Raw genomic sequence first — 20,198 nt, 5'->3', positions numbered from 1 at the left:
ATAATGAGTGTGAAATCGTCAATATCAGGAGAGTGGTAGAGATGGAAAACTATGATGCCGTACTCGACTTTTTTGAGAAAGCTGCCGAACCGGCAAATACGGGCAGGATTGCTGAAGCCACAGGGATTGACAAAAAAGAAGTCAGCAAGGTCATGAACAAATTAAAGAAGGAAGAGAAGATTGTCTCACCGAAGCGCTGCTACTGGGAACTGAAGAAATAACGTGCCGGCGGAACCAATTCGATGCACTCTTTATCGGGCCCGGAGAGCGCTGCATCCCTGGCTCGTTTTCCTATCTGAAGTGGTCAGGCATCAAGATCCGGACGCCAGATGCAGCGGGCATTTTTACCGGGAATCTGTTTCGCTTTATATAATGCTTTGTCGGCTGCTGCAAAAAGTTCATGCGAAAAAAAGGCACGGATGATACGCGCGTAGATTCCGGCACAGGCAGTGACTTTCACCGGTTGCTAATGATCGGTATAAAAGACGAAATAAGCCGAACTGACGACATAGTGGATATAGACAAGGTTGGCGCAGATACATAGAGAAGCTGTAATAATGGTAAGTGCCTGCATCTGCAGCAAACGCTTCCGCATAAAATATTCAGTCAGAATCGTTGCGGCGACTAAGATGGTGCCATTGATCATCGTTGGCGTGAACAGATACTCGACCAGGTAGTTTGCTGCCGAATCGCCGGGGGCAAAACTGTTCATGGATTTTTTAAACAGAAAGACCGCAAACTCGGTTGACATAATGACTAAGAGGCATAACCGGAGATACTTATACAGTGACCGGCTCCATCCCGATAAGTCCATGACTTTCTCATATTTCAGATGCCACAAAGGCATTCCCCCTCTCAGCGCCATGGGGTTCGTTCAGTCTCCACAAATCAGTTTCCAAAAGCAACCAGGTAAAATTATTATCGTGAAAAATGTCATATATTTCAACCTGACATGAATGGTTTGATGAATATTCTGCCAAGTATCTTACTGGTATTTCTTTTTCTAAAAGCTCTATAATTACTTTGTGACAGATACGTGAATTTTTTATGAAGAAGGGGTACAAGAATGGATACGCAGGCAAAAAAGACCGCTTTACGCGGCATTACTTATGGTTTATATCTTGTAGGCACAAAAGATGACAGCGGGGTGAACGCGTTTGCGGGCAATTGGCTGACACAGACATCGTTTGAACCGCCGCTGGTTGCTCTGGCTGTCAAAGCCGGAACCCGTTCGCAGAAACAGATTGCAGCAAGCCGCGTTTTTAGTGTCAATGTGCTGGAAGCCGGACAGAAAGATATGGTCACGGCCTTTTTCCGGGCACTCGAACCGGAAGGCAATAAGCTTGCCGGGTACGAATTTGCGACCGGGACAACCGGCTGTCCGCTTTTTAAGGATGCGCTCAGTTATTTTGAGTGCGAGGTCATTGATCAGGTTGAAAAAGGGGATCATTTTACCTATATCGGCAAAGTGATTGATGCCGGTGTACATCGTAAGGGCGATCCGCTGACGATGAAGGAGACAGGTTTTTATTATGGCGGCTGAAATTCGCGAAGGCCGATAAATGAAGCGCGAAGACCGAAAACATCACGCTGAAGACCGAAAACAGCAGCCTGAAGACCGAAAACATCACGCTGAAGACCGAAAACAGCAGCCTGAAGACCGAAAACATCCCGCTGTAGACCGAAAGACCCCGCATGAAATGGATTCAATCGCCAAAAGATTCGCATTTTTGGTGCGCACCGAATTGATTTTTGTTTTAAAATGAAAGAAATAACAGCTGAGATGGGGGAAAAGCATGTACAGCTTTAAAAATGATTATAGTGAAGGCGCGCACCCCGCTATACTTGAAGCATTGATGAGAACCAATCTGGAGCAGGAAGAAGGATACGGGGAAGACCGCTATTCCCTGGAAGCAGCCGATCTGATCCGGCAGAGAATCGCGCGTCCTGATGCGGCCGTTCATTTCCTCACCGGCGGGACGCAAGTGAACATGACGGCGATTTCTTCATTCCTGCGTCCGCACGAAGCAGCGATTGCGGCGAAAACGGGACATATCAATGTACATGAGACCGGCGCGATCGAAGCAACGGGACACAAAGTTGTTGTGGCGGATTCGGATGGGGACGGTAAACTGACGCCGGAATCGATTCAGCAGGTGCTCGACGCCCATCCGGATGAGCATATGGTCAAACCGAAGCTGGTCTACATCTCCGATACCACGGAAGTCGGGGCCATCTATACAAAGAGTGAACTGGAGCGATTGAAGACTTTTTGCGATGCCCATCAGCTGTATCTGTATCTGGATGGTGCCCGCCTTGGTTCGGCCCTGACCGCCGAGGGAAATGATCTGGTGCTGAGCGATCTGCCGAAACTGACGGATGCCTTTTATATCGGGGGAACGAAGAATGGTGCCCTGATCGGTGAAGCACTGGTCATCGTACGTGATTCACTCAAGGAAGATTTCCGCTATTTGATCAAGCAGAGAGGGGCCATGCTTGCCAAAGGGCGGGTCACCGGAATACAGTTTCTGGAACTGTTGAAGGGAAACCTGTATTTTGACCTTGCGTCACATGCCAACCGTATGGCAGACAAGCTTCGGGAAGGGTTAACTGCTCAGGGCTTCCGTTTTCTGACCCATTCGCCATCCAACCAGATCTTTCCTGTTCTTCCGAATGCGCTGATCGACGCATTGCTTCATCAATATGCTTTCCTGACCTGGTCGAAGGTAGATGCGCAGCATACATCGGTCCGGCTGGTGACTTCGTGGGCGACCAGGGAAGCTGCGGTCGACGGATTTCTCGTTGACGTTGCGGAAAACCTGAAGAGCAGTGTCCGGTAATCAGAATATGAGTTAAAAGGAAAAAGCCGGTCTCCCCAACGAGAACGGCTTTTTTTGGGTAAAAGGCACAGGGCATGACAAAAATAACAGCTCATCAATTCAGGCGGGTTAAACGTGAGTGATCCGGTCAGCATGTTCATAAGCGGCCTGAGTCTTCGGATCAAAGCAGACCATGGTGACCTTCCCGACCTTTTTCGCGTGTTTCAGGAATGAACGAATCGTCCGGACGGCAATGGCGGCCGCCTGATCAAGGGGATAATGATACACTCCGGTACTGATTGAAGGGAAGGCGACGCTCCGGCATCCGTGCGCTTCGGCCAGTGCCAGACTGTTCCGATAACTGTTTCTGAGCAGATCCTGTTCATGATGCGTGCCGCCGTTCCAGATCGGACCGGGCGTATGAATGACGTACTTTGCCGGCAGATGGTAGCCTTCTGTAATTTTGGCTTCACCCGTGGCGCAGCCGTGCAGTTTGCGGCACTCTGCAAGCAATTCCGGTCCGGCAGCCCGGTGGATGGCGCCGTCCACACCGCCGCCGCCAAGCAATGTGGTGTTGGCGGCATTGACGATTGCGTCTGCCTGAATTTTTGTAATGTCACCTGAAACAATCTCAAATGATTTCAACTTAAGTAACCTCCGCGGATCCAGATTCGACTCTATTATAGCCCTGTCTGTGAAAAAGAGCTGCTGTTTCACCACATCGACAAGTGAAGCAGCAGCTCTTCGAATATACCTTCTGAAAATCAGGAGATTACATCTTTCGCTCCAGTAGAGAACGCGACAGCCGGTTCAGGACCTTTTTATAACCCCCGCTCGGGAGCGCGTCCATTTCTTTCAGCGCTTTACGTGTATATTTTCGCGCAAGATCCATCGCTTTTTCAATGCCGTGATTCCGGGCAATGGCCTCCTGAACGGCAGTCAGATCGTTCTCAGTCAGGTTCCCCTTCTTGTCGAGAAGCGGGCGGAAAAACTCGGGTTCGGCCATCATCGCAATCCGAACCGGCAATGTATAAATCCCGCTTCGGAAGTCGTTCATAACCGGCTTTCCCAGCACATTTTGCGTTCCCTGATAATCCAGTATATCATCAATGATCTGGAAGGCCATGCCGATATCATGCCCCATATTCCAGGCGTGAGATGCATCGCTCTGGCTGCTCTTCCCGACCCCGGCCCCGGCATAGCAGCTGATCGCAAACAGCTGGGCCGTCTTCCCGGAAATCTGCGACAGATAATGCTTCACTGAAGCCGGTGTCCGATATTGGGCGTGAAGCTGTTCGAGTTCCCCGGCCAGTATTTTATCCGCTTCTATTTGCTTGAAACTCAGGCGGGGAACCGACGATTCGGATGCGTAGGGTCCGAGAATGGAGAATGTCAGACTGAACAAATAGTCTCCGGCGTAAATCGCCACTTTATTTCCATATTCCGCGTTAAACGTCTTCTGTCCGTGCCGCGTGTCCGACTGATCGATCACATCGTCGTGAATCAGTGTGGCCATATGCAGGCACTGGACTGCCGCGGCGGCCGCTATCGCCCGCTCTTTATCAGGTTCGGGACCGATCTCCGAGCAGAGTATGGTGTATGCGGGACGAAGCATCTTTCCGGACGTGTTGATGTACTTTCTGATTCTCTGTTCAATCGCCTGGTCGTGGATCCGGATATGGGATTCAATCACCTGGAGCACGCGGATCAGATCTTCTTTTAGCTCCGGATAGGCATCCCACATCGGGTGTACGCGCATCTGCTTCCCCTCCTTTCTCTTGGTTGTCAGTGTTCGGTTTCCTGTAAATATTTATAGTATTGCAGCTTTTCTACATGAGTGAGCAGGTAGTTAGCCATGATTCCTGTTGCCAGGCCGGCAAGGATACCCACAAGGGAAAGTATCGGCAGATAAAGCATCACGGTCCAGGTCTGCGCAATCCAGCTGGCGACAATCAACTGGCCGACATTATGCAGAATCGCGCCGGCAGCGCTGACGCCGATCAGGCTGACACGCCGCGGCCCGAGCTTTTTTACCAGCCACATTCCGGTGAAGCTCAGGATCATTCCGGAAGCACTATACATAAACGTCGACATCGTACCGCTCAGCAGAGAGGCAAGAATCAGCCGGATGGCAATGACTTTGGCCGTATCTCTGGTCGTCAGAGTATACAGTGCCATGCAGGTGATAATGTTGGCCAGCCCCAGTTTGGCACCGGGTGCGACAGGAAACGGGAACGGGATTGCCTGTTCCAGCAGGCTGATAACCACTGCCTGAGCAGCGAGTAATGCAATATAAGCCGTCTGCTGATTTTTTGTCAACGTGCCCATCTCCTGAATCTTATCCATTCACGAACTGACAATAACCGGAGCTTCGGATCTGTCGGCCCGGTGTATCTCGATCACCACTCTGTGGGGCAGACAGACAATGGTTTGCCCGGGTTCAGAGATATATCCGGTCCGCACGCAGATCTGATCCGGACAATTTGCTTTTTTAATACGGATCCGGTTCTTGTTTACTTCAATGGTATTGTAGTCGCCGCTCTTCGTATAGACCGTAAATTCCTCGGTTTTTGTATTGCCGGTCAGCACGACCTGCCGGATCTGCTTGTTGTTGAGGCTGACAACGGCGATCAGTCGTGAGGAAGCATTCCCTGCTTCCCGTGCATGGACATAGCTGAACATTCCGACCGGAAGGAAGGAGATCAGAACCAGGACGCAGACGATAATAATATCCCATGGCCGGATCATTTTAAGATAGCGGGCCAATTGTCGTCCCCTCCTTCAGTGTTAGATGCATCTCAGTAAAGCTGATTATTTTTCATCTTTATAGACCGATTTTGAACGACCGTACCAGAGCCGCCCGAACCACTTCTGAAGCAGCGGAACGACCCAGTAGTCGAAGCCGACAGTACGTCCGGCGCCGTTCAGCAGGGCGATCGATGCAGGAAATACCCAGACGTCGCCCCAGCCAAGCATAGCTGTGAAGAAAAACATAACGATGAATCCGGCACTCGCCGCACTGCACAGCCAGGTGAACAGACCGAACATGATTGCCAGGCCGATACCCAGTTCGATAAAAAGCATCAGGCGCTGCATGAACACGGCAAATCCTGCGTTCGGCAGCAGAATTCTCATGATCCACTCAAACCATCCGGGCATTTTATGAAGAATCGGTGTTCCGAACTGCGAGGCTGCGGAGGCTGTATCTCCGGCAGACTGACTGGCACCGGACGTTGCTGTCTGCAGCCAGCTGAAAGGCATTTTGACGGAATTACCGACGAACCAGGAATCCTTGCCGATTCCGCGGAACAGCATATAGACATTGGACCAGCTCGACGTGGCTTTATCCCAGACGCTCGCCCCCCAAATCTTCGAAAAAGCCTCCACAAGCCAGAAAGCGCCGACGAAAACACGCAGCGGTAGAGACCAGAGCACGTTTCCGTAACGCGACGGCAGATCACGGAAAATATTCCGCTTGTCTCTGGTGTGGAAAAATTCGTGCATCACATACTGGAAAAGATAATAGCCGCTTCTGATCGTGAAAAGATAGAACAGGTTCACCATATGTTTCATAAAGTTGGCAAAAAAGCCGCTGAGATGCATGCCTTTAATATTGGCGACCCCGTAGCGTGCGCCGATCGACACCATCACACCGTGATAGTTCCCTTTGAAAGCCGTTTTCTCACCGCCGCTGATCGCCGCAATAATATTGTTTGCCGCAGTGCCGGCGGTCTGTTCGGCTGCTTCGACGATCTGCGGCGTCGGTTTGCCGCCGTCCTCATAATAGGAGAGATCGCCGACAACGTATATATTTTCCTGCCCTTCGGCTTCCATATATTCATTGACTTTCAGACGTCCGGCGCGGGCGGATGCCAGACCGAACGCTTTGGCATCCGAATTGGCCCGGACACCGGCCGTCCAGATTAACGTGTACGTCGGCAGTTCCTGTCCGGACTTCAGGACAATACGGTCGTTTTTTACTTCAACGATCGGGGAACTCTTAAGAATCTGAATACCCTTCCGTACCATATAGCCCTCGGCTTTGTTCGCGTCTTTCCGGTCAAGCATGTTTAGAATAGTAGGAACTGCCTCAACCAGATACAGCGAAATTTCATCCTCATTCAGTCTGTTAACTCTTGCCAGCCGCCGCTTCCATTCGAGCAGTTCGCCGATCATTTCCACGCCGGTGAAGCCTGATCCGCAAATCGCAAACGTCAGCATGGCCCGCCGCTTCTCCGGATCAAGTTCGGCAGCACCTTCCCGGACCATCCGTTCAATGTGCGTCCGCAGGGTTACCGCATCCTCCCACGACAGAAGGGTGAAACCGTGTTCCCTGACACCGGGTGTGCCGAAATCATTCGGTTCTCCGCCGATGCCGAGAATCAGATAATCATATGAAAATTTTCCGGATTCCGTGATGACTGTTTTCTGTTCCCGGTCAATCTGTGTCACTTTGTCCGTCACCAGCCGGACCTTGGAGCGGCCGAACAGTTTGTGCAGATCAAACCGAATGGCATCCGGCTCAACCCGATGTGTGGCGACCTCATGAAGCTCAGTCATCATCGTGCTGTATGAATGTTTATCAATTAGCGTGATGGTGACGGAATCATCTTTCTTGTATTTTTTTGCCAGCTTTTTTGCAGCGTGAACACCGGCAAATCCGGCACCGATAATCACAATGTTTTTATCAGCCATAACTTTTGCCTCCCCATCGATGTAATCAAACGCTTACACAAATAATGTATAAACCACTTAATAAGGCTGAAAGAGTAGGAAAATTAAAGATTGTGAAATTATGAACAATACCCGAATCAAATATAGCACCACAGACTGCAGAGTGTCTAGATGAATCAGGGAATCAGTTTCAGACTTTGAGATATTGTTCACAATATGGTTACAAACATGAAACGTTTTCAGTGCTATGATGTGTATGTAGAAGGTGTGAATGAATTCACAAAATGGGACACAGATAAAGGGGGAAGCTTCAACGATGAACATGAAAAAATTTGCTCTCGTCATGACCATCTTATTCACCATGATTCTTGCTTCATGTGCCGCCGGTTCGGGATCCGGATCAAGCAGTAAAGCGGCCGGTTCGTCCAGTTCGAGCAGCTCAAGCGCAGCCAGCAGCAGCTCAACTGCAAACGCTTCAACAAAGGTTGCCGGCGGCGCACTCAAGGACGGAACGTATACATTAAAGGAGACCGGCTTTGATACGCACGGCTGGAAGGTTCAATTCTCGATCACGGTTGCAAACGGCAAGATCACTAAATCAGATTATAACTACGTCAATAAGCAGGGCCAGCTGAAGTCGAAAAACGCCGCTTATGAAAAAGCCATGAAGGCGAAATCGGGCGTCGGACCGAAGGAATACATCCCGAAACTGAATCAGGCTCTGGTTGCCGCACAGGATGCAAAACAGGTTGCCGTCGTCTCCGGCGCAACCGAATCGTCGAGCACCTTCATCAACTATGCACAGCAATTAATTCAGGCGGCACAGAAGGGTGACACGTCACCGATCACCGTCAATGCGGAAGGCAAACTGAAAGACGGCCTTTATAAATTAGCTGAAAAGAATTTCGACAGCCACGGCTGGAAGCAGTACATCAATATGACGGTCGAGGGCGGCAAAATCACCAAAGTAGACTATAACTTCCTTGACAAAAACGGCAAGAAGAAATCAGAAAATGCGGCTTATGAAAAAGCCATGAAGGCGAAATCGGGCGTCGGACCGAAAGAATATATTCCGGCTCTCGAAAAATCCCTGGTCAAGAGTCAGAATGCAGCCGGTGTAGCGGCGGTTTCCGGCGCGACAGAATCGACCGAAGCATTTAAAGCTTATGCGGCACAGCTGATCAACGCAGCGCAGAAGGGCGATACAACTCCGATTGAAGTGGATAACCTCGTCTTCAAGGAAAAATAATCGTCTGTGAACAAAGATGATCCTCGCATAAAGACTTTAGGGCTTTGCCGGCTCTAAAGTCTTTATTGTCATCAGCGCCACTTGAGGTTAACTCATAATTAGAAGAACTGCGTTGGCTGTCAGCCGACACACTGAAGAAGGGCTGATTCCTATGAAAAAGAACATCATGATTCTGCTGCTGAGCATGGCACTGATTCTAACCGGCTGTCAGCCGAAAGCTCAGACTGTAAAACCGGTGATCAACAGTGATCCGGCGAGTCAGACAGTCTACCTGATGGGGACCATCAATACCATCAGAATTTATGATAAAGGCAAAGCAGACGTGCTCAAACCGGTGATTCAGCGCCTGAGAGATCTTGCCGGTGCGGTGACTGTGGAAGATAAGTCGAACCGGTCGGATATCGACCGGGTAAACGCCAATGCCGGAATCCGTCCAGTAAAGGTTTCCAAAGATATTTATCACATGATCCAGCTGGGCAAAGGCTATGCAAAGATGTCGGACGGTTACTTCGACATCACCATCGGTCCGATGACCAAGCTCTGGCACATCGGTTTCCCGGATGCCCGCAAACCGTCGCAGAAGGAAATCAACCAGACACTGCCGCTGATCGGTTATAAAAAAATGATTCTGAATGATCAGAAGCAGACGGTGTTTCTGAAACAAAAGGGAATGCGCCTTGACCTGGGCGGCATTGCCAAAGGCTTTATCACCGATGAACTGGTTAAAGTTCTGGATCGCTATCATGTTCATTCCGCGATCGTTGATCTGGGCGGGAACATTTATGTAAAAGGGATGAGTCCGACTGATCAGGAATGGGGCGTCGGCATTCAGAACCCGTTCCTGCCGCGCGGAGATATCGTCGGTAAAATCAATGAGACGAATAAATCGATTGTTACAGCCGGTATCTATGAACGGTATCTTAAAGTCGACGGCAAGGTCTATCAGCATATTCTGAATCCGTTCACCGGTTATTCGCTGGATAATGATATTGCCGGTGTTTCCGTCATTACAAAGAAGTCTGTCGACGGCGATGCATTGTCGAATGTCCTGTTCGTCGGCGGTGTTAAAGGCGGATTCCGTTTAGCAGAGAAACTGAAAGGCGTGGATGCGATTTTTGTCACCAAAGGCAGAAAAGTATACGTGACTTCCGGGCTTAAAAAGAATTTTGAACTGACGGACAAATCGTTTCATCTGATGCCTAATGCGCCAGGTAAATAAAAGACGGAGAGAGAAGAGGCGTTTTTCATGTCACTGGAAGCGTTTCTGAAACTGGTTCAATTCCGGACGAAACTGACCAGCCTGTTTCCTTTTCTCATCGGATGCCTGTTTGCCTATTATCGGTTTCATGCTTTTCAGCCGGTTAATATATTGATCTTCTTCAGTTCAATGCTGCTGTTCGACCTGGCGGCTACGGCGATCAATAATTATATGGATTACCGAAAAGCGACAAGTGACGAGTACCGGCGCCGGGAGAACATCATCGGACAGGAGAACATCCCCGAAGGACGGGTCGTCTTCATGATCATCAGTTTTGTCGCGGTGGCGACCGCTCTCGGCATCTGGCTGGTGGTGCGAACCGATCTGGTTGTCCTGCTGGCCGGTATGGTGTGCTTCGCCATCGGAATCCTGTATTCGTTCGGACCCATCCCGCTTTCGCGGATGCCGCTTGGCGAAATCGTTTCAGGAGTGACCGAAGGATTTGGCGTTCTGTTTCTGACGGTCTATGCCAATGCTTTTGATAAAGGCATTGCCAACCTAATCTGGCAAGGATGGATCGTGATCATTAAAGCGGACATCTGGCCGCTGTTTGAAATTGGTCTCGTTTCTGTGCCGTGCATGTTCTCGATCGCTAATGTCATGCTGGCGAATAATATCTGCGATTTGGACGACGACATTAAGAACAAGCGGTTTACCCTGGTTTATTATATTGGAAAAAAGTATGCACTCTGGCTGTTCGACAGTCTGTATGCAGCTTCGTTCGCCGCCATATTGTTCGCTGTTCTGCTGCACATTTTACCGCCGGCCCTGCTCCTGACCGTGCTTACGGTCATTCCGGTCTACAAACTGGTCCGGCAATTTAACCGGGTACAGAGCAAATCAAATACATTTGTCGTGGCTTTGAAAAGTATGGTGCTGATGAATTCTTCCGTTGTCCTTTTACTGCTTGTGGCTGTGATCTTCTGAACTGGAGGCGTGATGCATGTCGTTTGGGGCATTTCTGAACCTGGTTGAGATCCGGACGAAACTGGCCAGCCTGTTTCCGTTTCTCATCGGATGCCTGTTCGTTTCCTATCGGTATCATACTTTTAATCTGCTCAATACGTTGATTTTCTTTGCTTCTATGCTTTTATTTGACATGGCAACAACCGCCATCAATAATTATATGGATTACCGAAAAGCGACAAGCGACGAGTACCGGCGCCGGGAGAATATCATCAGCCGGCAGAACATCCCGGAAGGATTGGTCGTTTTCACGATCATCAGCCTCGTTGCCATCGCGACGGTCCTGGGCATCTCGCTGGTGGTACGAACCGATCTGGTCGTTCTGCTTGCCGGCATGGTGTGTTTTGCCATCGGGATCCTGTATTCATTCGGTCCGATCCCGCTTTCGCGGATGCCGCTCGGCGAACTGTTCTCAGGCGTCACGATGGGACTCGGCATTCTGTTTCTGACTGTCTATGCGAACGCTTATGATGAGGGCATTGTCAATCTTATCTGGCAGGGGCGGATCGTTGTGCTGCGGGCGGACATTCTGCATCTGGTTGAAATCGTTCTGGTGTCGCTGCCTTGCGTGTTCACCATTGCCAACCTGATGCTGGCCAATAATATCTGCGATCTCGACGACGATATTAAGAACAACCGCTTTACCCTGGTTTACTATATTGGAAAAAAGTATGCGCTCTGGCTGTTTGACGGTCTGTATGCCGGCTCTTTTGCCGCCATTCTGATTGCCGTTCTGCTGAGAATCCTGCCGCCGGTTCTGCTGCTGGCTGTTCTGATCATCTTGCCGGTCTATAAGCTGGTGCGACAGTTTAACGTGATGCAGGTGAAGTCAAAGACATTTGTTGTTGCGGTAAAAAATCTGGTGCTGATCAATGCAGCCATTGCCTTTCTACTGCTGGTTGCCGTAATCTTCTGAACGGGAGTTTTACATCTATGAGTGAACCGATGATTGAGGTCAGAAACCTTTCCTATACGTATCGGGGGCGGGGAGAAAAGTCCGCCCTGTCCTCGGTGACTTTTTCTGTTTCGCGCGGGGAATGGCTTGCGGTGATCGGCAGAAACGGAGCGGGCAAGTCGACGCTTGCCGGGCTCCTGGTCGGTCTGCTGAAACCGCAGTCAGGATCCATACGTATTAACGGGCAGATGCTTGATGAAACATCCGAATGGGCGCTTCGCCGCCATATGGGCATCGTTTTTCAAAACCCGGACAACCAGTTTATCGGTACGACGGTGGAAGACGACGTGGCGTTTGGCCTGGAAAATGAGAACATGCCGGTGGCGCAGATGAAAGTGCGGGTGGCCGAAGCACTGAAGCTGGTCGGTCTGTCCGGCCTTCGTCAGGCCGACCCCTCCCGACTTTCCGGCGGTCAGAAACAGCGTGTGGCGATTGCCGGCATTCTTGCGCTGCGGCCGGACATCCTGATCCTCGACGAAGCCTTCGTGATGCTCGATCCGAAAAGCCGACGCGATCTGCTCAGCACATTGCGCCGGCTCGCCGAAGCGACGCATCTGACCATTCTGTCGATCACCCATGATATGGATGAGGCGGCGGCAAGCAACCGGATTCTGGTGATGCAGGATGGTAAAATTGTCAACGACGGAACGCCCGGGCAGATCTTCAGCACAGAGAAGGATCTTGGGGCACCGTTCAGTGAGCGCCTGAGACGGATCCTGCTGGCAAAAGGGCGCCGGGCGCCGGATCAGTATATGACGGAAGAAGAAATGGTCGACTGGTTATGGAAATAAAGTTAAGTGGTGTTACTGCAGATTACCAGATTGGGCCGATTCGCAGCCCGCTGGTGCTGGATCATATCAATCTGACGGTTGCTTCCGGTTCGTTCACGGCCGTGGTCGGCCCGACCGGGGCAGGGAAATCGAGTCTGATGAAAGTACTGAATGGGCTCATCCTTCCGGAAGAAGGTCAGGCCGTAATCGGTCAGCTTGTTGTCCGGAAGGGCGCCGATAAGAAAACCTTAAAAGCGGTCCGCAAAAGAGTCGGGTTGGTCTTTCAGTTCCCGGAGTCGCAGATTTTTGCGGAAACAGTCGAGAAGGACATCTGTTTCGGTCCGCTGAATTTCGGCGCAACTGCTGAAGAAGCATGCACCATTGCCGCAGATGTGATCGGTCAGGTGGGGCTTGACCGCACGTTTCTCAGCAAATCCCCCTTCTCCCTGTCGGGGGGCCAGAAACGGCGCGTCGCCATCGCCGGAATACTGGCCTGCCGTCCGGACATTTTGCTGCTGGATGAACCTTGCGCGGGACTCGATCCTGACGGGCAGAGCGAGATTCTCAATCTGCTGACCCGATGGAATCGTGATTACGGCATGACCATTGTGCTGGTGACCCATGACATGGATCGTGTGGCGCGGTATGCGCAGCAGGCGGTCGTACTTGTCAAAGGTAAAATTGTGTTTCACGATTCGGTGCGCCGGCTGTTTACGGACCCGGCACGATTGAAGGATTGGGATCTGGATCTTCCGGAGGCCAGGCGATTTCAGCTGAAACTGGAGAAGCACTCCGGAGTGGCACTGCCGGGCGTCTGCCTGACCGAAGAAGAGCTGGCCGAAGCACTGATTAAGGTGGGACGGGTATGAACAAACTGATTCTTGGCCGGTACTTTCCCGGTAATTCGCTGATTCATCATCTGGATCCGCGGGCGAAACTGGTCGCTGCGATTGCCTTCATTCTGATTGCTTTTCTGGCGGGGAATGTTCCAGGCCTGGTTCTTCTTTGGCTGTTCACATTCCTTGCCATGGCGCTCTCCGGTGTCGGTTTCCGGATCTACCTTCGCGGCGTCCGGCCGCTGATCTGGCTGATTCTGTTCACGGTGCTCCTGCAGATTCTGTTTATTTCCGGAGGGAGAACATATGTCGAATGGGGTCCATTTACTGTGTCCTCCTTCGGCATTGAGACGGCCGTCTTCATTTTTTCCCGGTTCGTGACGATTATCTTCTTTACTACCGTCGTGACACTGACGACCAGGCCGGTCGATCTGACGGACGGCCTGACTTTTCTGATGCGTCCGCTCCGTTTATTTCACGTTCCGGTCGACGAACTGTCGATGATGGTATCGATTGCCCTGCGCTTTATTCCTAATCTGCTTGACGAGACGCAGAAGATCATGGATGCGCAGCGGGCACGTGGTGCGGTGTTCGGCGAAGGATCTCTGTTCCATCAGATGAAGGTACTCGTTCCAATCTTTCTTCCGCTGTTTGCCAGCTCACTGAACCGCGGCGAAGAACTGGCGAATGTCATGGATGTCCGCGGTTATCGCGCCGAAGCCAGAAGGTCGTCATTCCGCCAGCTGCACTGGCGGGGCCGGGATACGATCAGTATGCTTGCACTCCTGGCCCTTGCAGCCGGACTTGCGGCGCTGAATCTTCTGGCTTAAGTTAAGGCCCTGTTAAGATTGTCTGTTGTTTTTCGCTGCAGACGCTCGCTTTTCCCGCAGGAGTCTCGCATCTTCCGCTCAAAACAACACAGTATAAAACAACAGTGAACGTGAATTGAGCCTAAGTTAAAGGAGAGAAACGTCTGGACCGAATAAAGGGGCATGAACGCGGTCGCTCCGGCGAATAGTTATTCTGCCGGAAAGTCTGACTTCATTTTTATTGCGGAGGAACATGAATGAGCGGATTGATGAACCTTCTGAATACATACGGTTATCCGACATTGTTTTTCGCGCTGATGCTCGAACTGATCTGTATTCCGATTCCCAACGAAGCGTTGATGAGCTATGTCGGTATTTTATCGTTTCACGGAAAAATGAATTATCTCTTGTCTGTCCTAACCGCGGGAGGCGGAGGCATAGCAGGGGTGTCGATTTCTTACTGGATCGGCTATAAACTTGGCGCCCCTTTTTTTAAAAAGTACGGGAAGTTTATCCACATGGGCCCGGAAAAGATGGAGAAGGTCTCCCGCTGGTACAGTAAATATGGAAAAGTACTGCTGATCTTCTCCTACTATGTCCCCGGAATCCGGCACATCGCCAGTATCATTTCCGGTGTGATCCGCCTTCCGTTCCGTTCATTTGCGTTGTATTCTTATATCGGCGTCTTTCTGTGGACCAGCACGTTCATCTCATTGGGCTATGTACTCGGCCCGCAATGGGACAAGTATCAGGGGCAGATCAAAAAGTGGCTGGTGCTGGCGATGGTCCTTATTGCGCTCGGCGTCGTCTGCTACCTGGTCATCAAGGCCAACTGGCCGTTTATCAAGAAATCGGCGCTGCTGATTTTTCAATCATTCTTCAAGCGCTACAGAAGTTTTCTCAGAATCAAACTGATCCTGATTCTGCTGCTTGTCTCGTTTGTCGCCCTGTTTACGCTGATGATCGGGATGATCCAGGATTTTGTCAGCAACGATGCCGGCCCGTTCAATGAGGTCACCCGGTCGATTGTTTATTTCTTCTTTAACGACAACTGGAAAGCACTGCTTCAGGATCTTTATAGTCTTTCTTCCTGGCCGCTGCTGGGCCTTATTGCCTTGCTCACCATCATGATCATCCTAGTCAATCATACGGACCAGTGGCTCGAACTGCTTTTCTATGGACTGACGATTGCCGGCGGCTTTCTATTCTCGCTTGGGGTCCGTTGGCTGTTTCACTTCCTGATTGGCAACCGACGGATCAATATGGATTTTCCTGATCAGCACGCATTCCTGATCACACTCTTCTGTGGTCTTTTGCTGATGGCATTAATCCGCCATCAGCACAATTATCTCCTGATGGCCATACTCTTCAGCGTGTTCATTATACTGCTGCTGGCATTCGGTGCCAGCGGGATCTATCTATCGGGACTGAATCCGAATGATCTTCTGGCAGGCTATGTCTTCGGTGCGGTCTGGGGAAGCGGAATGATTCTGCTGCTTGAGCTGTTCCGTTTCCTGTCGCTGATCAAGAACAATGATCAGCCGGTAGGACATGGATGGAAAGGAAGGGTATAAAGAAAGCCGGGCACTGTGTGCTCGGCTTTCTGGTATTCGCTGAAAAATGCTGAGGTATTACAAAATTTTGTTGCCCGCAGCCAAATAAATTTCATACCATTCATTCCGTGTCAAAGTAATATCTGCGCCCTTTGCCGATGCAGTGACCCGTTTCGGATTCGTCGTACCGAGAATGATCTGCATCTCCGCCGGGTGACGCAGGATCCAGGCGACGGCGATGGCGTTATTGCTGACGCCATATTTTGCTGCGATCTCATCAATCTTTTTGTTCAGTTCCGGGAACTTCGGATTGTCGAGAAAAACCCCTTTAAAGAAGCCGTACTGGAACGGCGACCATGCCTGGATCGTGACGTTGTTCAGACGGCAGTAGTCGAGAATGCCGCCGTCACGGACCGCAGCACCGTCAAACGTCGTGTTGACATTAATGCCTTCATCAACCATCCCGGTCGCCATAATACTGAACTGCAGCTGGTTGATTTCAAGCGGCTGACGGACTGTCTTTTTCAGCAATTCCATCTGATACGGATTCTGGTTGCTGACGCCGAAGTGCAGCACCTTGCCTTCATCGTACAGTTTGTCGAAGGCTTCCGCCACTTCTTCCGGTTCCATCAGCGCGTCCGGACGGTGCAGGAGCAGATAGTCGAGATGATCGGTTTGCAGACGTTTCAGACTAGCATTGACTGTTTCAAGCAGATGTTCCTTTGAAAAATTGTAAATGGTATAGTCGTCGCCATGAACGATGCCGCATTTAGTTTGAAGCTTGATTTTGTCCCTCAGCCCCGGATGTGCTGCCAGTACTTTACCGAACAGCGCTTCGCAAGCTCCTTGGCTGTAACAGTCGGCATGATCAAAATAGGTAATGCCGTTTTCCAGATCGGTGTCGATCAGCTTTTCCACAGCACTTTCCGTCATCTCGGAAATCCGCATGCAGCCCTGAACGACTGCAGATGCCGGTTTCTGTTCCGGCCCGATTGCCACTTGTTTCACAAAAATCCCCTCCGTCATGTCAATAAAGAATTTGAAAGCTCTTCCGCAATCAATGATAAGACGGGGGAATTTATTTTTAAAGCAAGACACATTGAGCGAGCAAGGCAGGTCATGCAGTATGTGGCAAATTTGTTAACAAATTTGCCGCCGCCTGCTCATTGTGGCTTTGCTTGCAGCTTATCCTTTTACCTTCGCCAGCCGCAGACTGTTCAGAGTGACGATAATTGTCGCACCGACATCGGCGAAGATGGCCATCCAGAGGGTGAGCCAGCCGGGGAAGATGAGCAGGATCGAGACGAGCTTCAGGCCGAGCGCGAACGATACATTCTGGCGAATCAGCCGCAGCGTCTTACGGCTGAGCTGAATCAGATACGGCAAGCGCGATAATTCGTCACCCATCAGGGCAATGTCGGCAGTTTCCAGCGCCGTATCTGTCCCCGATGCACCCATGGCGATCCCGACCGTTGCCTCGGCCAGTGCCGGAGCATCGTTAATGCCGTCGCCGACCATCCCGATTTTATATAGACTGCCCTGACGTTTTACCCAGGCCAGCTTGTCTTCCGGCAGGAGATCGGCCTGGACTTCCCCGACACCGGCGGATTTGCCGATGACTTCGGCAGTGCTCCGGTTGTCTCCGGTCAGCATAACAGTCTTGATGCCTGACTGATCAAGCTTATTAATCACTGCGGCAGAGGAGCTGCGCAGCCGGTCGGTTACAGCGGCGAGCGCCAGCACCTCTTGCTCATTTCCCAGCAGCATGACGGTTTGGCCTTCCTGCCGGAGTGTATCAATCCGGCGGGTCAGATCCGCGTTCAGGGCAGCGGGAATGATTTCCCGGAACAGCGCCGGACTTCCGGCGTAATAGAGCGTTCCGTCGATTCTTGCCCGGACGCCGCGCCCGGTAAGCGACTGATAGTCGTCAACAGCCGGACCGGATTCATTCGCTCCGCTCTTTTCTGCAAATCGGACAATCGCTGCTGCCAGAGGGTGCTGCGACCCTTTCTCCAGAGCGGTAAAGATCCGCAGTACCGCGTCCCGATCCTCCCCTTTGGCAACACTAAAATCGGTCACTTCAGGTACCCCGCGGGTCAGTGTTCCCGTCTTATCGAATGCGATCAGGTTCAAGGCGCCGATCTGTTCGAGATGAATGCCGCCTTTGATCATGACGCCGTGCTTCGCAGCGTTGCCGATGGCCGTGACAATGGCGACCGGTGTGGAAATGACCAGTGCACATGGACAGCCGACGACGAGCAGAGCCAGTCCACGGTAGATCCAGTCCGTCCATGCCGCGCCGGTGAAAAGCGGCGGCGCGACCGCAACAATGAACGCCGCCACGATGATCACCGGCGTGTAAATCTGGGCAAATCGGTCGATGAGTGTCTGGGCGTGTGCTTTATGTTCCTGGGCTTCTTCAACCAGTCGAATCACCTTTGCCAGGGTTGTATCTCCGCTCCGTTTCGTGACCCGGACTTCAAGCAGGCCGTCTCCATTCAGTGTCCCGGCAAAGACCGTATCGCCCGAGGACTTGGCAGCCGGAACCGGTTCGCCGGTAATAGCCGCTTCGCTGACGGCGGATTGCCCTTTTACAACAACGCCGTCCATCGCCAGTTTCTCACCCGGCCGGACGATCATGACGTCACCGATTTGTACGTCTGAAACGGGCATCATCTGTTCCTGACCATCGCACCGTATAACCGCTTCGTTGGGAGCCATACGGATCAGCGACCGGATCGACTGCCGCGCCGTTTCTCCTGAGAAGCGTTCCATAGTCTCACTGACGGCGAACAGGATGACGACGATGGCACCTTCCTGCCACTTGCCGATGGCCATTGCGCCGATGATCGCCATCGTCATCAAGGCTTCAAAATCAAAATCCAGCCGAATAATATTTTTGATCCCCCCAATGAACAGTTTGTAGCCGCCGATCAGGATCGCGGCGATAAAACCGATGATCGGGATCAGGTTCTGCTCACCGGTGCGGAGCCCGGTGATCCAGCTGGCAATCAGGATCAGTGCGGAAAGATATACCTTAAAATTTTCCCTTTGTTTCCAGAACGGCTCACGGGCGAATTCCTGCTGCGCTTCTTCACGGATTTTCAGATGCTCGAAGGCACCGGCTTTTTCCAGCGCGGCAACGGTGGGGCTCCCGGTCACCCTGATTCTAGCTGCTATGTAGTTCACTTGGGCATCCGTGACCCCCTCGAGACGCCTGACATTTTTTTCAAACGTACGGGCGCATGCCATGCAGTCAAACCCGTCCACATGGTAGGACCGGACCGGCGCTTCAGTCATCGCCGGCCACCACCTTATCCTGGGCAACAGCGAGCTGCATCACTGCTTTGACCGACGGATCGAGAAGCGAATAGAACGCCATTTTTCCTTCCCGGCGATACGTGACCAGGCCCTGGCCGCGCAAAGTGCGCAGATGGTGCGATGCGGTGGCCACGGACGAGCCGATGATATTGGCAACGTCACAGACGCACAGCTCCTTTTCCCGGCAGAGCGCATAGATTACTTTTGTCCTGTTTTCATCAGCCAGTGCCTTGAACAGCTGTACGGCGGCCGAAAGACAGTCTCTGTTCTGACTGATCTGTTCCCGGACCCGACCGACTTTCTCCTCATCGAAACAGTAAATATCACACGTATCTTTTTCGACCATGTCCATCGCCCTTTCATTCAAACAATCATTTGATTATAGTATACTGCTTCCTTTCTATTATTCAAATGATTATTTGAATGAAAGATCACGTGATTATCCCAGGGCTGATAATTCGAATAAAATGTTACGCGCTCGTCGACAGGGACAATAATCCGGAGCCTACGCATTCCATCGCGGCCGGCCTCGATTACCCCGGGGTCGGACCAGAGCACAGCTATCTGAAAGCGAGCGGCCGCGGCGAATATGTGACGGTGACCGGGCAGGAGGCGCTTGAGGCTTTCCAGACATTGTCTAAGGTTGAAGGCATCATCCCGGCTCTGGAAAGCTCGCATGCCGTGGCTTATGCGATCAAGCTTGCCGGAACCTTGCCGGCCGACCAGAGCATCATCGTCAATCTGTCCGGACGCGGCGACAAAGACGTGAAGCAAGTATGCGACATGCTGGAAAAGAAATGATATAATTCTGAAATAAAATAAATAGCCGTGTATCTGGATTCATGAGGATATACGGCTTTTTTATATGGTCTGTACTACGCAAAAGATGGTTCACAATCATAGGATGCGATCTGAAATCGATCACTCGATCTCGGAAGCGCTCCGAAATTTTGTAAACGCTCCGAAAGTGATGAAGCACGCTCCGAAA

General features: G+C 51.4%; 20 protein-coding genes and 1 pseudogene. 12 read left to right on the top strand and 9 right to left on the bottom strand.

What is annotated here, in order from left to right:
* The first annotated feature begins 41 nt into the window (after positions 1 to 41).
* Positions 42 to 221: a MarR family transcriptional regulator gene (locus D889_RS0112055; protein ID WP_010632137.1), complete on the top strand. Its 180-nt coding sequence runs from the start codon at positions 42 to 44 to the stop codon at positions 219 to 221.
* A 245-nt stretch (positions 222 to 466) separates the two neighbouring features.
* Here D889_RS0112055 and D889_RS0112045 read toward each other — a convergent pair whose 3' ends face one another.
* On the bottom strand, positions 467 to 847 hold the full coding sequence (locus D889_RS0112045; RefSeq protein ID WP_238537667.1) for a hypothetical protein: 381 nt from the start codon (positions 845 to 847) through the stop codon (positions 467 to 469).
* A gap of 219 nt (positions 848 to 1,066) precedes the next feature.
* Here D889_RS0112045 and D889_RS0112040 point away from each other — a divergent pair, with 219 nt between their 5' ends.
* Complete coding sequence (locus tag D889_RS0112040; protein ID WP_010632134.1) at positions 1,067 to 1,543, top strand: flavin reductase family protein; 477 nt, start codon at positions 1,067 to 1,069, stop codon at positions 1,541 to 1,543.
* 253 nt (positions 1,544 to 1,796) lie between these two features.
* The gene (locus tag D889_RS0112030) at positions 1,797 to 2,840 is read left to right on the top strand and encodes a threonine aldolase family protein (RefSeq protein ID WP_010632132.1); all 1,044 of its coding nucleotides are present in this window, start codon (positions 1,797 to 1,799) and stop codon (positions 2,838 to 2,840) included.
* Between the two features lie 108 nt (positions 2,841 to 2,948).
* Here the strand turns inward: D889_RS0112030 and D889_RS0112025 are convergent, their stop codons facing one another.
* From D889_RS0112025 to D889_RS0112005, 5 genes are all read right to left on the bottom strand, one after another.
* Positions 2,949 to 3,464: an O-acetyl-ADP-ribose deacetylase gene (locus D889_RS0112025; RefSeq protein WP_010632131.1), complete on the bottom strand. Its 516-nt coding sequence runs from the start codon at positions 3,462 to 3,464 to the stop codon at positions 2,949 to 2,951.
* Between the two features lie 127 nt (positions 3,465 to 3,591).
* Positions 3,592 to 4,578, bottom strand: coding sequence for a polyprenyl synthetase family protein (locus tag D889_RS0112020; RefSeq protein WP_010632130.1), 987 nt, complete (start codon positions 4,576 to 4,578; stop codon positions 3,592 to 3,594).
* Positions 4,579 to 4,604: 26 nt separating this feature from the next.
* Positions 4,605 to 5,138: a Gx transporter family protein gene (locus D889_RS0112015; RefSeq protein ID WP_010632129.1), complete on the bottom strand. Its 534-nt coding sequence runs from the start codon at positions 5,136 to 5,138 to the stop codon at positions 4,605 to 4,607.
* Between the two features lie 27 nt (positions 5,139 to 5,165).
* A complete protein-coding gene (locus D889_RS0112010) occupies positions 5,166 to 5,585 on the bottom strand; it encodes a NusG domain II-containing protein (RefSeq protein ID WP_010632128.1) in 420 nt (139 codons plus the stop codon).
* Positions 5,586 to 5,630: 45 nt separating this feature from the next.
* Positions 5,631 to 7,514, bottom strand: a complete 1,884-nt coding sequence (locus D889_RS0112005) for an FAD-dependent oxidoreductase (protein WP_010632127.1) — start codon at positions 7,512 to 7,514, stop codon at positions 5,631 to 5,633.
* A gap of 295 nt (positions 7,515 to 7,809) precedes the next feature.
* Here D889_RS0112005 and pplA point away from each other — a divergent pair, with 295 nt between their 5' ends.
* The 8 genes from pplA (at position 7,810) to D889_RS0111965 (ending at position 15,910) form a co-directional block, all read left to right on the top strand.
* A complete protein-coding gene (pplA, locus tag D889_RS0112000; RefSeq protein WP_010632126.1) occupies positions 7,810 to 8,742 on the top strand; it encodes an extracellular electron transfer flavoprotein PplA in 933 nt (310 codons plus the stop codon).
* 151 nt (positions 8,743 to 8,893) lie between these two features.
* On the top strand, positions 8,894 to 9,961 hold the full coding sequence (locus D889_RS0111995) for an FAD:protein FMN transferase (RefSeq protein ID WP_010632125.1): 1,068 nt from the start codon (positions 8,894 to 8,896) through the stop codon (positions 9,959 to 9,961).
* A gap of 27 nt (positions 9,962 to 9,988) precedes the next feature.
* Positions 9,989 to 10,927 (top strand): 1,4-dihydroxy-2-naphthoate polyprenyltransferase, encoded by a 939-nt coding sequence (menA, locus tag D889_RS0111990; protein ID WP_010632124.1) that lies wholly within the window; start codon positions 9,989 to 9,991, stop codon positions 10,925 to 10,927.
* Positions 10,928 to 10,943: 16 nt separating this feature from the next.
* The gene (menA, locus tag D889_RS0111985) at positions 10,944 to 11,882 is read left to right on the top strand and encodes a 1,4-dihydroxy-2-naphthoate polyprenyltransferase (protein WP_010632123.1); all 939 of its coding nucleotides are present in this window, start codon (positions 10,944 to 10,946) and stop codon (positions 11,880 to 11,882) included.
* A 17-nt stretch (positions 11,883 to 11,899) separates the two neighbouring features.
* A complete protein-coding gene (locus D889_RS0111980; protein WP_010632122.1) occupies positions 11,900 to 12,712 on the top strand; it encodes an energy-coupling factor transporter ATPase in 813 nt (270 codons plus the stop codon).
* The gene (locus D889_RS0111975) at positions 12,703 to 13,560 is read left to right on the top strand and encodes an energy-coupling factor transporter ATPase (RefSeq protein ID WP_010632121.1); all 858 of its coding nucleotides are present in this window, start codon (positions 12,703 to 12,705) and stop codon (positions 13,558 to 13,560) included. The genes D889_RS0111980 and D889_RS0111975 overlap by 10 nt, the downstream gene beginning before the upstream one ends.
* Positions 13,557 to 14,357 carry an energy-coupling factor transporter transmembrane component T family protein gene (locus tag D889_RS0111970; RefSeq protein ID WP_010632120.1) on the top strand — a complete coding sequence of 267 codons (801 nt, stop codon included), beginning with the start codon at positions 13,557 to 13,559 and terminating at the stop codon, positions 14,355 to 14,357. Before D889_RS0111975 ends, D889_RS0111970 begins: the two co-directional genes overlap by 4 nt.
* A 236-nt stretch (positions 14,358 to 14,593) precedes the next feature.
* Positions 14,594 to 15,910: a DedA family protein gene (locus D889_RS0111965; RefSeq protein WP_010632119.1), complete on the top strand. Its 1,317-nt coding sequence runs from the start codon at positions 14,594 to 14,596 to the stop codon at positions 15,908 to 15,910.
* Positions 15,911 to 15,967: 57 nt separating this feature from the next.
* Here the strand turns inward: D889_RS0111965 and D889_RS0111960 are convergent, their stop codons facing one another.
* The 3 genes from D889_RS0111960 to D889_RS0111950 all read right to left on the bottom strand — a co-directional run bounded on the left by D889_RS0111960 (position 15,968) and on the right by D889_RS0111950 (position 19,556).
* A complete protein-coding gene (locus D889_RS0111960) occupies positions 15,968 to 16,897 on the bottom strand; it encodes an aldo/keto reductase (RefSeq protein WP_010632118.1) in 930 nt (309 codons plus the stop codon).
* Positions 16,898 to 17,074: 177 nt separating this feature from the next.
* Positions 17,075 to 19,189, bottom strand: a complete 2,115-nt coding sequence (locus tag D889_RS0111955) for a heavy metal translocating P-type ATPase (RefSeq protein ID WP_010632117.1) — start codon at positions 19,187 to 19,189, stop codon at positions 17,075 to 17,077.
* Complete coding sequence (locus D889_RS0111950) at positions 19,182 to 19,556, bottom strand: ArsR/SmtB family transcription factor (RefSeq protein ID WP_010632116.1); 375 nt, start codon at positions 19,554 to 19,556, stop codon at positions 19,182 to 19,184. The genes D889_RS0111955 and D889_RS0111950 overlap by 8 nt, the downstream gene beginning before the upstream one ends.
* Before the next feature lie 137 nt (positions 19,557 to 19,693).
* On the opposite strand from D889_RS0111950, the pseudogene D889_RS0111945 reads away from it, so the two are divergent.
* Positions 19,694 to 20,011 (top strand): annotated as a pseudogene (locus tag D889_RS0111945) (tryptophan synthase subunit beta); the annotation flags it as partial.
* Positions 20,012 to 20,198 lie beyond the last annotated feature (187 nt).

It is taken from the genome of Sporolactobacillus vineae DSM 21990 = SL153 (assembly GCF_000377985.1).
Taxonomy (GTDB): Bacteria; Bacillota; Bacilli; order Bacillales; family Sporolactobacillaceae; genus Sporolactobacillus; species Sporolactobacillus vineae.
The sequence above is the reverse complement of the archived record's forward strand: the minus strand, read 5'-3'. Positions and strand labels throughout refer to the sequence as shown.

What these genes read in the sequence shown, in the direction of transcription:
- D889_RS0112055 (WP_010632137.1), top strand. Translation starts at nt 42, where the DNA reads ATGGAAAACTATGATGCCGTACTCGACTTTTTTGAGAAAGCTGCCGAA.
- D889_RS0112045 (WP_238537667.1), bottom strand. Translation starts at nt 847, where the DNA reads ATGCCTTTGTGGCATCTGAAATATGAGAAAGTCATGGACTTATCGGGA.
- D889_RS0112040 (WP_010632134.1), top strand. Translation starts at nt 1,067, where the DNA reads ATGGATACGCAGGCAAAAAAGACCGCTTTACGCGGCATTACTTATGGT.
- D889_RS0112030 (WP_010632132.1), top strand. Translation starts at nt 1,797, where the DNA reads ATGTACAGCTTTAAAAATGATTATAGTGAAGGCGCGCACCCCGCTATA.
- D889_RS0112020 (WP_010632130.1), bottom strand. Translation starts at nt 4,578, where the DNA reads ATGCGCGTACACCCGATGTGGGATGCCTATCCGGAGCTAAAAGAAGAT.
- D889_RS0112005 (WP_010632127.1), bottom strand. Translation starts at nt 7,514, where the DNA reads ATGGCTGATAAAAACATTGTGATTATCGGTGCCGGATTTGCCGGTGTT.
- pplA (WP_010632126.1), top strand. Translation starts at nt 7,810, where the DNA reads ATGAACATGAAAAAATTTGCTCTCGTCATGACCATCTTATTCACCATG.
- D889_RS0111995 (WP_010632125.1), top strand. Translation starts at nt 8,894, where the DNA reads ATGAAAAAGAACATCATGATTCTGCTGCTGAGCATGGCACTGATTCTA.
- menA (WP_010632124.1), top strand. Translation starts at nt 9,989, where the DNA reads ATGTCACTGGAAGCGTTTCTGAAACTGGTTCAATTCCGGACGAAACTG.
- menA (WP_010632123.1), top strand. Translation starts at nt 10,944, where the DNA reads ATGTCGTTTGGGGCATTTCTGAACCTGGTTGAGATCCGGACGAAACTG.
- D889_RS0111980 (WP_010632122.1), top strand. Translation starts at nt 11,900, where the DNA reads ATGAGTGAACCGATGATTGAGGTCAGAAACCTTTCCTATACGTATCGG.
- D889_RS0111975 (WP_010632121.1), top strand. Translation starts at nt 12,703, where the DNA reads ATGGAAATAAAGTTAAGTGGTGTTACTGCAGATTACCAGATTGGGCCG.
- D889_RS0111970 (WP_010632120.1), top strand. Translation starts at nt 13,557, where the DNA reads ATGAACAAACTGATTCTTGGCCGGTACTTTCCCGGTAATTCGCTGATT.
- D889_RS0111965 (WP_010632119.1), top strand. Translation starts at nt 14,594, where the DNA reads ATGAGCGGATTGATGAACCTTCTGAATACATACGGTTATCCGACATTG.
- D889_RS0111955 (WP_010632117.1), bottom strand. Translation starts at nt 19,189, where the DNA reads ATGACTGAAGCGCCGGTCCGGTCCTACCATGTGGACGGGTTTGACTGC.
- D889_RS0111950 (WP_010632116.1), bottom strand. Translation starts at nt 19,556, where the DNA reads ATGGTCGAAAAAGATACGTGTGATATTTACTGTTTCGATGAGGAGAAA.